Origin of the sequence: Vibrio sp. 10N.222.49.C9, assembly GCF_041474985.1 — a bacterium.
GTDB lineage: Bacteria > Pseudomonadota > Gammaproteobacteria > Enterobacterales > Vibrionaceae > Vibrio > Vibrio crassostreae_C.
The window spans coordinates 1-283 of sequence record NZ_JBFRVD010000550.1; the positions used below are offsets into that span (position 1 = coordinate 1).

Here is a 283-nt window from a genome sequence, read left to right on the forward strand (position 1 = left end):
GATGCTAGCGGAGCATCCTCATCGATTCTCTAAGACTATCTTTGCGGAGATGAGAGGGGTCTCTGATGAAAAGGGCAACTCTCCATTTTGGGAGTGGTTGCAGGAGCACTTCTTCTCTATCGATTTCACTATGGCCGATTACCTCACTGGCATTGGCAAGAAAGGCTTTATTGCTGACCTGATGCCAAAGCTGCCGATCTACATCAATCTATTGAGTAAAGAGGCACAGGCGGTGATTGGTGAAGTACACGATAATACCCGCCCAGCATTGAAACTGCTTGAG

The 283-nt window shown here is 47.7% G+C and carries 1 protein-coding gene; it reads left to right on the forward strand.

Features of this window, described 5'->3' with window-relative positions:
* On the forward strand, positions 1–283 hold a 283-nt coding region (locus AB4585_RS24415), incomplete at both ends, for an arginine N-succinyltransferase (protein ID WP_372171335.1).